The organism is Rhodococcus koreensis, assembly GCF_017068375.1.
Lineage (GTDB): Bacteria > Actinomycetota > Actinomycetes > Mycobacteriales > Mycobacteriaceae > Rhodococcus_F > Rhodococcus_F koreensis.
This window is the reverse complement of sequence record NZ_CP070609.1, coordinates 2,075,072-2,089,035: the sequence shown is the minus strand read 5'-3', so window position 1 is coordinate 2,089,035 and position 13,964 is coordinate 2,075,072. Positions and strand designations below refer to the sequence as shown.

General features: G+C 68.1%; 13 protein-coding genes. 6 read left to right on the top strand and 7 right to left on the bottom strand.

Annotated elements, in window-relative coordinates:
• A complete protein-coding gene (locus JWS14_RS09660; protein ID WP_206013027.1) occupies positions 1-666 on the bottom strand; it encodes a hypothetical protein in 666 nt (221 codons plus the stop codon).
• Between the two features lie 95 nt (positions 667-761).
• On the opposite strand from JWS14_RS09660, the gene JWS14_RS09655 reads away from it, so the two are divergent.
• Positions 762-1,937: a hypothetical protein gene (locus JWS14_RS09655; protein ID WP_206013026.1), complete on the top strand. Its 1,176-nt coding sequence runs from the start codon at positions 762-764 to the stop codon at positions 1,935-1,937.
• Between the two features lie 23 nt (positions 1,938-1,960).
• Here the strand turns inward: JWS14_RS09655 and JWS14_RS09650 are convergent, their stop codons facing one another.
• Positions 1,961-3,283 (bottom strand): HNH endonuclease, encoded by a 1,323-nt coding sequence (locus tag JWS14_RS09650; RefSeq protein ID WP_206013025.1) that lies wholly within the window; start codon positions 3,281-3,283, stop codon positions 1,961-1,963.
• 126 nt (positions 3,284-3,409) lie between these two features.
• Between JWS14_RS09650 and JWS14_RS09645 the strand changes: the two genes are divergently transcribed.
• Positions 3,410-4,021 carry a maleylpyruvate isomerase family mycothiol-dependent enzyme gene (locus JWS14_RS09645; protein WP_095862605.1) on the top strand — a complete coding sequence of 204 codons (612 nt, stop codon included), beginning with the start codon at positions 3,410-3,412 and terminating at the stop codon, positions 4,019-4,021.
• 6 nt (positions 4,022-4,027) lie between these two features.
• On the opposite strand, the gene JWS14_RS09640 is transcribed toward JWS14_RS09645, so the two are convergent.
• The 4 genes from JWS14_RS09640 to JWS14_RS09625 are packed head-to-tail and all read right to left on the bottom strand — an operon-like array spanning position 4,028 to position 6,933.
• Positions 4,028-4,438 (bottom strand): hypothetical protein, encoded by a 411-nt coding sequence (locus JWS14_RS09640; RefSeq protein ID WP_206013024.1) that lies wholly within the window; start codon positions 4,436-4,438, stop codon positions 4,028-4,030.
• 34 nt (positions 4,439-4,472) lie between these two features.
• A complete protein-coding gene (locus JWS14_RS09635; RefSeq protein ID WP_072940238.1) occupies positions 4,473-5,285 on the bottom strand; it encodes an SDR family NAD(P)-dependent oxidoreductase in 813 nt (270 codons plus the stop codon).
• 45 nt (positions 5,286-5,330) lie between these two features.
• Complete coding sequence (locus JWS14_RS09630; RefSeq protein WP_206013023.1) at positions 5,331-6,122, bottom strand: SDR family NAD(P)-dependent oxidoreductase; 792 nt, start codon at positions 6,120-6,122, stop codon at positions 5,331-5,333.
• A gap of 34 nt (positions 6,123-6,156) precedes the next feature.
• Entirely contained in the window at positions 6,157-6,933 is a 777-nt protein-coding gene (locus tag JWS14_RS09625) for an SDR family oxidoreductase (RefSeq protein ID WP_072940244.1), read from the bottom strand.
• 223 nt (positions 6,934-7,156) lie between these two features.
• On the opposite strand from JWS14_RS09625, the gene JWS14_RS09620 reads away from it, so the two are divergent.
• Positions 7,157-8,074 carry a tyrosine-protein phosphatase gene (locus JWS14_RS09620; RefSeq protein ID WP_206013022.1) on the top strand — a complete coding sequence of 306 codons (918 nt, stop codon included), beginning with the start codon at positions 7,157-7,159 and terminating at the stop codon, positions 8,072-8,074.
• Between the two features lie 2 nt (positions 8,075-8,076).
• On the opposite strand, the gene JWS14_RS09615 is transcribed toward JWS14_RS09620, so the two are convergent.
• Positions 8,077-9,024, bottom strand: coding sequence for an aldo/keto reductase (locus JWS14_RS09615; RefSeq protein WP_072940250.1), 948 nt, complete (start codon positions 9,022-9,024; stop codon positions 8,077-8,079).
• Positions 9,025-9,250: 226 nt separating this feature from the next.
• Here JWS14_RS09615 and JWS14_RS09610 point away from each other — a divergent pair, with 226 nt between their 5' ends.
• From JWS14_RS09610 to JWS14_RS09600, 3 genes are read left to right on the top strand one after another with little or no spacing between them, the layout of a single operon-like run.
• The gene (locus JWS14_RS09610; protein ID WP_206013021.1) at positions 9,251-10,753 is read left to right on the top strand and encodes an aldehyde dehydrogenase family protein; all 1,503 of its coding nucleotides are present in this window, start codon (positions 9,251-9,253) and stop codon (positions 10,751-10,753) included.
• Between the two features lie 27 nt (positions 10,754-10,780).
• Complete coding sequence (locus tag JWS14_RS09605; RefSeq protein ID WP_072940255.1) at positions 10,781-12,340, top strand: APC family permease; 1,560 nt, start codon at positions 10,781-10,783, stop codon at positions 12,338-12,340.
• Positions 12,337-13,893, top strand: a complete 1,557-nt coding sequence (locus JWS14_RS09600; protein WP_206013020.1) for a GMC family oxidoreductase — start codon at positions 12,337-12,339, stop codon at positions 13,891-13,893. The genes JWS14_RS09605 and JWS14_RS09600 overlap by 4 nt, the downstream gene beginning before the upstream one ends.
• Positions 13,894-13,964 lie beyond the last annotated feature (71 nt).

Below are 13,964 nucleotides of genomic sequence, written 5' to 3'. Positions count from 1 at the left end.
TCACCACACCCGGAACGCGCTGTCCGAGAGCGTGAATCCGTGACCGGCGTCGCTGCGGCACGTCACCCCGGCGGCCTCGTCGACGAGACACGTCAGGTCGTTCACCTGCAACGCACGTCCATACGACAGTGCGGGGGCGGCCGATCCGTCGAGGGGATAGAACCGCGGGTCGCCGGCACTGGCGAACTGACCGGGGCGGCCGCCGGTGACCTCGATCGCGTTGGGCGTGACCGCGGTCCCGGACGCACCCGCGCCCGGGACCTTCGGCGCCGACGCCGGCATCGGGCCGTGGCAGCCGGCGGTCGGGAGGTCGCCGCCCGTCAGGATCGCGCAGTGGAACTTGGTGCTCGGCGTAGTGAAGTAGTAACTCCCCGCCGCGGCGCCGGCGAACGCCTGCGGGTCGGCCGGGGTCGGGGTGCTCGTCGTGGTCTTGGTCGTCGACGGGGGTGCGCTTGCGGTGGTGGTGCCCGTTGTGGACCTCGTGGACCTCGTGGTGGTGGTGGTCTTCGGGGCGGTCGTCACAGCCGATGTGGTTGCGGATGTGGTCGCGGGCCCCGCGACGGCGCCGGTCTCGGGGGAGCCGTCGACGGAGCGGGCGCAACCGGCTACCCCTGCCACCATTGCCACCGCCGCGAACAGAAGTACCGCACGCACCGTGTAGGTCATGGTGGAGAGCCTAGAACCGCGCCCGTCTCGATCGGTCGCGGCGCGTCCGACGAAATTCTGGGACAGTGGTGATCAGCGAACTGCCAGGAGGTCCGATGTCGGAAAGCGCCCAGTACGAGGAGCGTCGTGCCCGCATCTCCTTCCAGGTCCGCGACTGGTGTGAACGGTCCACGATCGCGGGCATGCATGCCCCGCTGTCGGACGCCGCCGCCGTACTGATCGCTGCCGGACATCTCGATCCGCCCACCCGGCAGGTGCTCACCAACCGGCGACGCGCGGGCCGCACCATTCCGTCGATCGGCGGCTTCGGAGCGCTGCGTCTGCTCACGGACGAATACCACCAGATGGGGCGCCGCACCGACAGCCTGCGTCCCGGACCTGCGCAGCTGCTGTTCAAATACCGCGCCACCGAACTCGGCCGCAAACTGCAGTCGTATCGGTCGGCGGTGGTGATGTCGCCCGCCCATTACGGGAACGGTGTCCGGGCGATGCGCCGGGATCGGCGCGAGGGTGTCCACCTGGATCTCGAACAACGTGAGGCACTGTTCCGGGCACTACAACGCACACCGGCGCCGATTGCCGGAACCGCGCTCGAACGCGCGGGCAACTACGCCCGAGGCACCGCGGCGGAACGCCTCGTCCACGCAGCGGAGAACACCCCGATGGCCGCGGTCGGGCGACGTGTCGCCGACGCCATCGGCAAGGGCGCCGATCTCGAGAACGACAGATTCGCCGACTCGTACGACACCCTGCTCTACCTGGCGGGGATGCTCTTCGACAGGATCGACGGCTCCCCGGTCTGGCATTCGGAGCACTTCGCGATCCAGCGGTACCAACTCGACCTCGCCGAAGAACTGACCCAGATCGCCGTCGACACCGTCGCGCTGCGCGGAATCCGAATCGAACTCGACGACGCGCTGCGCGCCACCCATTCCGACGGCGCGCGTCAACAGATCGAGGCCAGGAGCAACGCGCTGAAGCCGGTATGGGATCAACTGGTCGACCGCGTCGCCGCACTCGCCAGGATCGGCGACCTGCTGTCCCGGGCCGAGGTGCAGCTGCGGTCCGTGCTGGCCGTCAACCGGGCGATGAGCCTCGACAGCCGCATCGACGAACTCATCGCACGCTCCGGCGACCGCGAATTGTCGGCGGAGAACACCCACAACGTCGGAGACCAGTTCGGCGGCGTGGAGGAGCTGATGCTCACGTACCAGTCGGCGCTGCACGGAGACATCGCCGAACTCACATCGTGGTCGGGGGGACGGGGATGACCGAAGGGCTAACCTCCACCACCTCATGACGCACGGAGGTGTGCGATGAGGTTCGCTTCGATCTCCGACCGCCGCGCCGCGGACGGCAATCGCGGGGCCGCGGACCGGTAATGGTGCCCGGTCGGGGTGCCGAGGTCGAAGAGATGCGTTCGGCCATGCCTCCCGACGGGGCGCGCGGTCCAGCCGTCGCCCTCCTTCGCGTAATTGCACGCCGCGCACAAACCGGCCCCATTATGTGCGGTGGTGGCCCCCTTCTTGCGGCGCGAGAGAATGTGATCGTGATGGCGGATCGGCGCATCACACCACGGGGTGCGGCACGTCCGGTCCCGGAGGTCGATCAACTTCCGCAAGCTTTTCGGGAACGTCCGCGCCTGCGACTCCATCGCCGTCAACGACCCCGACACCGGGCACGAGTACACGTTTCGTAAGGTCACCGCGGTATCACTATCAAGGGCGTCGGCGACCAGTTTCCGGGCGATCCCCGCCGGCACCGGCCCGAACCCCGCCAGATCCGCCGCCTCGTTCTCACCCGCCAGCAGTGCTTCGTCGGAGATCACCAGGTTCACCGCCACCGGCACACCATTGGCGACCGATGCCCCGGTGCCGCGGTCGAACAACAGATCCGCCATCAGCTGATTGCGGGTGCGGCCACCGCTGTCCCCGGTCGCGATGAGGCTGTCCGCGTCGCGACCCAATGTGGCGTGTAGGCAGACGGCCTGTTCCATCGGCATCAGCACACTCAGATACGCCATCGAATCCGGCGCCGGCCGCGTCGTGACCCGCCGCTCCGAGACGGCCTTGCGGTACCGGGCCACGACCGCGGCGGCGTCGAGTTCCACCGCCAGGGCCTTCGCCTTCGCGACCAGGCCGCGGTCCCCGACCCCGTCGAGAATGTTCGGGTCCGAACACAACCGGCGATCCACCACCGCGCGATCCGCCGCCGACAAACACGCTGTCTCCCGCACCAGCAACATCGCACGCCACTCGTTCAACCGACCGGACCGCAACAACGCCAACGTGTGCGGCATCTCGTGCACCACCGCCTGAGCGAACCCCAGATGCCGGCCGCCGCGGTTCGGGGACTCCCTGCGCGCCAACGCAATCTGCGACCCGATACCGCGGTCCCACTCCGCCCGCGGCAACCCCCGAACCTTGCGGTCCTCCCGCACGCAGGTGGCGACATCGGCGGTGACGACCGCCTGCACCGCGCACCCCACTGACTTCAACGACTCCACCGCGTCGATCCACTCGATCCCCAACCCGGGATCACCACTCGCAGAAACCACACGAAGCCGCGCCGTGAACGCCCGCAACTCCTCCAGATCCGGTGCCACCACATCCCCCACGACCAGCCTCCCCCGAGGTCATTCGAATATACGTTCGACTTTATCAATCATGTTCGACTGGCGCAATACTCGGCGGTTTCGGTCTACGGTGATCCTGGAGAACACATCTGATGGGAGCTGACTGCGATGACCGATGATGCCGTCCTACAGCGTGCGGTCGCGAACGAGTTCTCGGCCCTGGCCGACGTCCTCGACGGGATCTCGGATGCGGAATGGGACACGCCTTCGCTGTGCGAGGGCTGGCGGATTCGCGAAGTGGTCGCACATGTCACGATGGCGGCGCGCTACTCCGAGGAGCAGTTCATGACGCGCCTGCGTGAGTGCGAGTTCGATTTCACCCGGCTGTCCAACGAGATCGCCCGTAGTGACGCCGAATTGGCAACGTCTGATCTTGTCGCCGACCTGCGTTCGGACACCATGCGCGCGTGGACTCCGCCGGGCGGCGGCTATCACGGCGCGCTCAACCATGTGGTGATCCACGGCCTCGACGTCACGGTGCCGCTGGGGGTGCCGCGACGCGTACCCGAGGCGACGATCCGCATCGTCCTCAACGACCTCACGGCGGGCGGTGGGCACTCGAATTTCGGTGTCGACATCGAGGGTCGCCGACTGCGGGCCACGGACCTCGGCTGGTCGTACGGGTCGGGTGCCGAATTGCGCGGAGCGGGAGAGGATCTCGCTCTCACGATCTGTGGCCGGACGCTTCCGGCCGGACGGGTCGAGGGCGACCCGTTGTAGTCGGTCTCAGCTGCCCGGAATGAAACCCGGGTAGACGAAGTGCCCGGGGCCTCCGCCGGGGAGCGAGGCGCCGAGCGACCCGGGGAAGTCCAGGGACAGTTTGACGAGTTTGTGGGGTTGCCCGTTCTGGTCGGCCTGCCAGCAATCGAGCAGCACGCCGTGGAATCCGGTGCAGACGATGCGGTTGGCGGTCCCGAACGGCGAGGTGAGTCGGTTCGCGCTGACGAACGGATTCCAGTAGTCGAGATCGGTCGGGGTGAGGAAGTTCTGGTTGTCGAACGGCGCGAGTGGACTGGGCTCGGTGGGTATCGGCGGCCATTCGTCGGCGGCGGCCACACCGGCGCTCCCGAGAACGGCGGCGGTGGCGACAGCCACGGTCGCGGTGATCTGGGCGAATCGGCGCGTAGCGGTAGTCATCTCCACCAGCCCACACTAAACCGACGGGCGGCGCCTACGGCCGCAAACCGGGATGACGGCTGGCGAGGACGGGAACGAGGAACTTGTTCGGCGCGAGGCGCGCGAAGACGGACGCCGCCCGGTTCGCGAAACCGGGGATGGCGACCATCTGTCCCTTGTCGAGTCCGTCGATACCGGTCTTGGCCACGGATTCGGGGCTCTCCCACATGAAGCTGGGCAGCGCGGCCTCCGCGTCCTCCTTTGCGAAACCTGCCGTCTCGCCGAATCCGGTGTCCACGGGTCCGGGGCAGAGTGCGGTCGCGGTGACCCCGGTGCCTTTCAATTCGCCGGTCAGACTTTCGGTGTAGGAGAGGACGAATGCCTTGCAGGCGCCGTACCCCGCCTGGCCGGGCAGCGGTTGGAACGCCCCGGTGGACGCGACGTTGAGAATCGCTCCCCGGCGCCGGTGCACCATGCCGGGCAGGGCGCGGCTGCACAGGTCGGCGACGGCCGTCACGTCGACCTCGATCATGTTCATCTCGGCGTCCGGATCGGATGCGGCCACCGGGCCGAGCGTGGACAGGCCGGCGTTGTTCACGAGGATGTCCAGGGTCAGTCCGAGTTCGCCGACCCGGTCGAGCAGGGTCGCCCGGGTCGAGCGGTCGGAGAGGTCGGCGCCCAGCACGTGCGCCCGGCCGCCCGCGGCCCGCAGTTCGGTGGCCAATTCCTCCAACTTCTCGGCCCGGCGGGCGACGAGCACCACCTGATGGCCGCGTCGGCTGAGTTCACGGCTGAGGGCCGTGCCGATCCCGGACGAGGCTCCGGTGACGAGCGCGGTGCGATCGGCGGCAGGAGTGGGGAGGCTCATGCGTCCAACCTACGTGCCGCCGTCGCCGGCGCAAGGGTTCACCGCTCAGGCGTGGGTGCCGCCGTCGATGCGGATCTCGGTTCCGGTGACGAACGCGCCGTCGTCGGAGGCGAGCATGGCGACGACTCCGGCGACCTGCTCGGGTCCGCCCATGGCCGCGCCACCCGATTCCAGGGTGGTGGGGAGGATCGGTGACAGCTTGGAGAACAGGCCCCAATCGGCGTCGGACGGCACGTATCCGGAGGTGGCATCGGTGATTCCGGTCTTGATGCTGCCGGGGGCGACACCGACTGCGCGCAGGCCCTGCTTGCCGTATTCGAGGGCCAGCGCGTGGGTGAACGACTGGATGCCGCCCTTGCTCGCGGCGTACGCGGCCATGTAGGGATGCGCGAACGCGGCGGACGTGGAACTGAAGTTCACGACCACGCTGCGCTCGTTGCGCAGCAGCGCGGGCAAGCATTCGCGAACCATGAGGAAGGTGCCGGTGAGGTTGATCCCGATCACCTGATTCCACAGGTCCAAGGGCGTCTCGTGGGTGTGTGAGGCGCGGAGGATGCCCGCGGCGTTCACGAGCACGTCCAATCCGCCCAGGTTCTCGACGCTGCTGCTCACACCGTCGACGACGGACGTCTCGTCGCCGATGTCGATGGCGGCGACGCTGAGGCGCCCCGCCGTGCCTGCCGCTTCGGCGAGTTCCGTCGTCCGCGCGAGGCCGTCCTCGGAGACGTCGGCTGCCACGACGGTGCCGCCTTCCTCGAGCAGGCGGAGGGCGGTGGCCTGGCCGATACCCGACGCAGCGCCGGTCACCAGGATCCGCCGGTTGTCGAATCGATTCATCGTCTGTGCTCCTCGTGTGGTTCCGAATTCGATGTCATTGGCCCATGACATATTTCACGGTCGGTCCGGCGGTCCAGCCGCCGTCGACGGCCAGTTCGGCCCCGGTGACGTACGTGGCCGCGTCGGACAGCAGGAATCCGACGGCGCCGGCGATCTCCTCGGGTACCCCGACCCTTGCCATGGGGGTGTTCGGGTAGTTGCCCTCGCCCTGCTGGATTCCGAGACCCGCGGTCATCGGGGTGTACGTCATGCCGGGGTGGACGGAGTTGACGCGGATCCGGTCGGTGCCCAGTTCCACGGCGGCGATCTTCGTGAGCCCGCGCACGCCCCACTTGGATGCGCCGTAGCCGGCGGTCAGGGCGAGTCCCATCAGCCCGGCGGCCGAGGAGATGTTGACGATCGATCCGCCGCCGGCGGCGCGCATCGGGCCGATGACGGCCTGCAGGCCGTTGAACACGCCGGTCAGGTTGATGTCGAGGACGGTCCGGAAGTGTTCGAGCGGTTCGTGCTCGATGTACTGGCCGGTGGAGATGCCCGCATTGTTGACGAGGCCGTCGACGCGTCCGAAGTCGCTCGTCGCCACGTCGACCGCGGCCTGCCACTGCTGCGGGTCGGTGACGTCGAGGTGGCAGTACCGCGCCCGGTCACCCAGCTTGTCGACCGTCGCGCGGCCGTCGTCGTCGAGGACGTCACCGACGACGACGCTGCCGCCCTCGTCGACGATGCGCTGGGCGAAGGCTGCGCCGAGCCCCCGCGCCGCCCCGGTCACGATCACAACCTTCCCCGCCAGTTGCTGTGCGGTCTCGGTCATCTCAGCTCACATCCTCGTCGTCGAAAAGTCACGTTCGTCGGGCGCCTCGGCTGCCGACGGCCCGAGTCTGCTGTGGTCGGCCTCCGCGGGAAACGGGTTCTCCCGGTGATCGGAACAACTCGTAGCCACGGGAAACTCGGACCACTGTGATGTGGATTACCCGCTGACGTTCCGGACATGCCGGATGAGCGGATCTCCCCGACAGACCATCGAAAGGCTTCCCATGTCTCGACGTGTCACTTCCACCGCCGCGGTGCTGATCACCGGCAGCGTCCTGTTCGCGGGCCTCGGCGCGCCGGCGCTCGCGTCGGCGGACCCGTTCTCGCTGCCCGGAATCAGCCTCCCGGATTTCGGTTCGTCCGATTTCGGGAGCGCGGGCCCGGTCGTCGAGACGCCGCGACTGGCGTCGGTCGACAACTTCCGCGACGTCGGGGGATCGGGCCGGGGGTATGCGACCGCCCGCGGCGGACACGTCACGCGGGGGCTGTTCTACCGTTCGAACGCGCTGGTTCCGAGCGATCAGGATCTCGCAGTCCTCACCGGGCTCGGGCTGACCGCGGTGTACGACGTGCGGACCGTCGAAGAGGTGGCGGCGAAACCCGACCGGCTCCCGGCCGGACCGCGGTATCAGGGTATCCCGATCCTGTCGGGTGACCTGGGTGCCGCTGTCGCGCAGTTGAAGTCGCCCGCCGACGCCGTCGCGTTCATGCAGCAGATGAACCGCAGCTTCGTCGACGACGCGGCGACCCGGGCCGGGTTCGCGCAACTCCTGACGTCACTGGCCGACACCGACGGACCGCAGATCTTCCACTGCACCGCGGGCAAGGATCGCACCGGCTGGGCGTCCGCGCTGCTGCTCTCCATCGCCGGCGTTTCGCAGGACACGATCTTCGACGACTATCTGCTCACCAACGAATACACCGCGGCGTCGATGAAGGTCACGTACGACCAGATCGCCGCCAGCCGCGGCGAGGCGGTGGCGAAGATCTACCAGCCGCTGCTGGGTGTGGACCGCAGCTACCTCGAGGCCGGGCTCGGCCGGCTCGCGGAGCAGTACGGCACGGTCGACCGGTACCTCACCGACGGGCTGGGTCTGAGTTCGGCGACGGTCGACCGGCTCCGGAGCAAGCTGCTGGGCTGAGGTCAGGCGCCGATCGCGTCCGAGAGGGTCGTGAGCCGGCTGATCTCGGACGCGGTCAGCGTTACGGTCGGGGCGTCGAGCAGGGCGGGAAGCTGTTCGAGGCGGCTCGCGCTCGCGATCGGTGCGGTGATGCCGGGCCGGGTGAGGAGCCACGCGAGCGCGATGGTGGAGATCTCGGCGGAGTGCGTTTCGGCGATCTCGGCCAGGGCGTCGACGACGGCGAGGCCGGACTCGGAGAAGTAGCGGGTGGCCATCCGCTGGCGAGGCTGACCGTCCAGGTCGGCCTGGGTGCGGTACTTGCCCGCGAGGAAACCCGCCGCGAGCGAGTAGTACGGGAAGACGCCGAGGCCGTTCTCGGTGGCGATCGCGGCCACCTCGGGCTCGTAGTCGTGGCGGTGCACCAGGTTGTAATGCGGCTGCAGCGCGATCGGCGCGGCGAAACCGTGCTCGGCAGTCAGCGACAGCCACTCGCGGATGCGCTCGGGTGAGTAGTTGGAGATGGCGACATGCCGGACGAGTCCGTCGCGGACCAGTTTGTCGAATGCGCCGAGGGTGTCCACGAGGGGCGTGTCGGCGTCGTCGAAGTGTGCGTAGTACACGTCGATGTAGTCGGTGTGCAGCCGCTTCAGGGACGCCTCCGCCGCTGCCCGCACGTTGGCGGGGGCCAGTCCCTTGAACTCCGGGTGCTGGCTGACCTTGGTGGCGATCACGATGTGGTCCCGGTTGCGGCGGGACGCCATCCAATTGCCGAGGACGGTCTCGGACTCGCCGCCGGAGTTGCCGTCGGCGAACGCCGAGTACGAGTCCGCCGTGTCGACGAAGTTGCCGCCGCCCGCGGCGAACGCGTCGAGGATGTCGAACGATGTCGGTTCGTCACTGGTCCAGCCGAAGGTGTTGCCACCGAGGGCCAGGGGAAAGATGTCCAGATCCGAGTTGCCGATCGCGACCACGGGTGCTCCGTTTCTAGGTGTGTCCTGTCCGGGAATGTGCGAAGAGTTCGCCTGACGACGCTATCGCAGCCGCTAGGCGCACGCGCGTCCGGCTACCGGACACACCCTTCCCGGTCGCGGATTCCCAGGCGAATCGGACATGTGTCGGGCGAACCCCGCCCACCGCGACTCCGACGGCATACCGTGGAGGGGGTGCGTTCGTTCCGGCGAGACACGGAGTTGAGTGATGCGGGACCAGTCGATCGATGACCTTCTGAACACGGGCCTGTTCGTCGACGGGCGGTGGATCCGCTCCAGCTCCGGCGAGACCCGGGACTGCATCAATCCGGCCGACGGGTCGGTGGTCGCCACCGTCGACGAAGCCTCCCCGGACGACGCCGCCCGCGCTGTCGCCGCGGCCCGCGCCGCGTTCGACGAGGGCACCTGGCCGCACACGCCGGTCGCCGAGCGCACCGCCATCGTCGCGCGGATCGCCGATCTGCTCGAACGCGACAAGGAGACCTTGGCGCGCATCGAGACGCTCGATACCGGAAAGACATTGGAGGAGAGCAGGATCGACATCGACGACGTGGTGTCGGTGTTCCGGTACTACGCGCAACTCGCCGCGGTCGAGGCGGACCGTCTGGTGGACGTCGGCCGTCCCGACGTGATCAGCCGGGTGGTGCGCGAGCCGATCGGTGTGTGCGTGCTCATCGCACCGTGGAACTACCCTCTCCTGCAGATCTCGTGGAAGGTGGCGCCCGCACTGGCGGCCGGGTGCACGATGGTCCTCAAACCGAGCGAGGTGACCCCGCTCAGCACCATCGCGTTCACCGCGCTGATCGCCGAAGCCGGTGTTCCGGCCGGGGTGGTGAACCTCGTGCAGGGCAGCGGCGCCGTCCTGGGCGCCGCCCTCACGGGAACCCCCGACGTCGACTTCATCTCTTTCACCGGCGGGCTGGCCACCGGACGCGTCATCCTCGAGACCGCGGCGAAGAACGTCACCAAGGTGGCCGTGGAACTCGGTGGCAAGAATCCGCACATCGTCTTCGCCGACGCCGACGGAGACGACTCCGTCGACCAGGTGCTCACAGGAGTGTTCCTGCACTCCGGTCAGGTGTGCTCGGCGGGAACCCGCCTGATCATCGAGGAATCCATCGCCGACCGGTTCGTGGCCGCGCTCGCCGCCCGGGCGGAGAAGATCCGGATGGGCAACGGTCTCGACCCGGCGAGCCGAACGGGTCCGCTGGTATCCGAGGCCCACCGGGAGAAGGTCGAAAAGTACGTGGAACTCGGATGCTCCGAGGGCGCCCGGCTGGTGACCGGGGGAGCCCGGCCGTCGGATCCCGCGTTGGCGAACGGGAGTTTCTACCTGCCCACCATCTTCGACCACTGCGACCGCACCATGCGCCTCGTGCAGGAGGAGACGTTCGGGCCGATCCTCACCGTCGAGCGTTTCACCACCGAAGAGGAGGCGCTGCGACTGGGCAACGACACCGAGTACGGCCTCGCCGCGGGCGTCCGGACCGCCGACAGCGCCCGGGGCGAGCGCATGGTGCGGGGCCTGCGCCACGGAACGGTGTGGCTCAACGACTTCGGCTACTACACCGCGGCCGCCGAGTGGGGCGGCTTCAAGATGTCGGGGAACGGGCGCGAACTCGGCCCCGCCGGTCTGGCGGAATACCAGGAGACCAAACACATCTGGCACAACACCTCGCCCACGGCGGCGGGGTGGTTCGACAACGGCTAGTCCGGCGCACGGAGAGGCGAGAGAACGATGGCTACTCGGCACGGAGCAGTGGGTGACGGAGATGAGCCGGGGGACAGTGGACTCGGCGAACTCGGGTACAAACAAGAATTGGACCGCAGTCTGGGCAAGTTCGCCAGTTTCGCGGCGGGAGTCAGCTACATCTCGATTCTCACCGGCACGTTCCAGTTGTTCTATTTCGGGTTCGGCACGGCGGGGCCGGCGTATCTGTGGTCGTGGCCGATGGTGTTCGTCGGGCAGATGGCCGTCGCCCTGTGCTTCATGGAACTCGCGGCCAAGTATCCCGTCGCCGGCTCGGTCTACAACTGGGCCAAGCTGCTCGGCAGCAGGATCGTGGGCTGGTCGTCGGGCTGGCTGATGCTCACCGCGTCGATCGTGACCCTCTCCGCGGTCGTGCTTGCGCTGCAACTCAACCTGCCGCGGTTGTGGAGCGGTTTCCAGATCGTCGGCGACGGCAGCGGTGAGTACGACTTCGCGACCAACGCCGTCATTCTCGGCACCATCATGATCGCGTTCACCACGGCGGTCAACGCATTCGGCGTCAAGCTGATGGCCCTCATCAACAGCACCGGCGTGTTCGTCGAATTGATCGCCGCGGTCCTCATTGCCGTCATCCTCGCCGCCAACATCACCCGCGGCCCGGAGGTGTTCTTCTCCACCCACGGGTACGGCGCCGGGGAGGCCGGCGGGTATCTGACCGTCTTCCTCGTGGCATCCCTCGCGTCCGGGTACGTGATGTACGGCTTCGACACCGCGAGTTCGCTCGGCGAGGAAACCGTCGACCCGCGGCGGACGGCACCCAAGGCGATCCTGCGGGCGATCCTCGCGTCCTTCGTGATCGGCGGGGCGATCCTGGTGTTCGCCGTCATGGCGGCCCCCGACCTCGACGATCCGCTGATCGGCAGCAGCGAGGGTGGTCTGCAGTACATCGTCGAGCAGGTGATGTGGGGACCGCTCGGCAAGATCTTCCTGGTCTGCATCGTCGTCGCGGTAACCGTGTGTTCGCTCGCCGTGCACGCCGCGGCCATCCGGCTCACGTTCGCGATGGCCCGCGACAACGCCCTGCCCTTCGGGGAGCGCCTGGCCCACGTCAACCCGAAGCATCAGACGCCGGTGGTCCCGGCCATCGTGATCGGTCTGCTCGCGGCGTTCATCCTCGTCATCAACATCGGTCAGCCGCAGATCTTCACGGTGCTGACGTCGATCGCGATCATCATGATCTACCTGGCGTACCTCATGGTCACCGGTCCGCTGCTGAAGAAACGACTGCAGGGGCAGTGGCCGCCGAAGGAACTCGCCGAGAGCGGCTACTTCACGATGGGCCGCTGGGGGCTTCCGGTGAACATCTTCGCCGTGCTGTGGGGCGTGGGAATGGCGCTCAACCTGGCGTGGCCACGCCCCGAGGTCTACGGAACCCCCTGGTACAACACGTGGGGTGCGTTCGTCTACATCGGCATCATCCTCGGGCTCGGCCTCCTCTGGTACGCGGTGAAGGGCCGCAACCACATCGGCTGCCTCGCCTCGCACGCGGCGACGACGAAGGACGAGGCGGAGAGTGAACTGCCATGACGGACACCGTGTTCGACTACGTGATCGCCGGCGGGGGAACCGCGGGATGCGTGCTCGCCGCCCGGCTCAGCGAGGACCCGTCGGTGACCGTGTGCCTCGTGGAGGCGGGGCCGTCCGACGTCGGTGACCGCAACATCCTCGAGTTGTCGCAGTGGATGCACCTGCTGGACTCCGGATACGACTGGGACTACCCGGTCGAGCCGCAGGAGCGGGGCAACAGCTTCATGCGGCACGCCAGGGCCAAGGTGCTCGGCGGCTGCTCGTCGCACAATTCGTGTATCGCGTTCTGGCCACCCGCCGAGACGCTCGACGACTGGGCGGAAGCCGGTGCGACGGGCTGGGGCGCAAAGGACGTGTTACCGCTCGTCGCGCGGGTGGAGAACAACGACGCCCCCGGCGACCAGCACGGCCGCAGCGGTCCCGTGCGGTTGCGTGACGTCCCCCCGAAGGACCCCTGCGGCGTCGCCCTGCTCGAGGCTGCGGCGAAGGTCGGGCTGCCGACCGTGCAGTTCAACCGCGGCACGAGCGTCCTCGACGGCGCGGGGTGGTTCCAGATCAACGCGTCCGAGGACGGCACCCGCATGTCGACGTCGCACGCCTACCTGCACCCGATTCTCGGATCCCGGCCCAACCTCGACGTGCGCACCGACTGCTGGGTCGCCGAGATCGTCATCGACGATGAGATGGCGGCGACCGGGGTGCGCTACCAGCGTCCCGACCTCTCCGGATACGACACCGTCTCGGCGCGCCGCGAGGTGATCGTCACCGCCGGGGCCATCGACACCCCGAAACTGCTGATGCTCTCGGGTATCGGCCCCACGGTGCACCTGCGTGAGATGGGCGTGCACGTCCGGGTCGACGCCCCCGGCGTGGGGCAGAACCTCGACGATCACGTCGAGGGCCTCGTGTTCTGGGAGGCGTCCCGGCCGATGGTCACCGAGTCGACGCAGTGGTGGGAGATCGGACTGTTCGCCACCACCGAGGAGGGGCTCAATCATCCGGACCTGATGATGCACTACGGCAGCGTGCCGTTCGACATGAACACCCTTCGATGGGGCTACCCCACCACGGACAACGGTTTCTGCCTCACCCCGAACGTCACGCAGGGACTCTCCCGCGGAACGGTGCGGCTCCGCTCCCGCGACTTCCGGGATCGTCCGCGAGTGGACCCCCGGTATTTCACCGACCCCGACGGTCACGACGAGGCCGTGATGCTCGCCGGGTTCCGGCTGGCGCGCCGCATCGCCGAGCAGGAACCGCTCCGGGGCTGGATCAGGAGGGAACTGGCTCCCGGGCCGGAGGCGGAGACCGACGACGAACTGATCGACTACGCGCACCGCACCCACAACACGGTGTATCACCCCGCCGGGACCGCCCGGATGGGTGCGGCCACCGACCCGGCGGCCGTCCTCGACCCGGAGTTGCGGGTGAAGGGGGTGCGCAATCTGCGGGTGGTGGATGCGTCCGCCATGCCGAAACTGCCGTACGTCAACCCCAACATCACGGTCATGACGATGGCCGAGAAGTGCGCCGATCTGATTCGCGGACGCTGACCCGGTGACGTGCGGGAGGCCCTGCGTGAACCGCCAGGTACTTTGAAGTCCTACTATCTCCCCGTACTGGC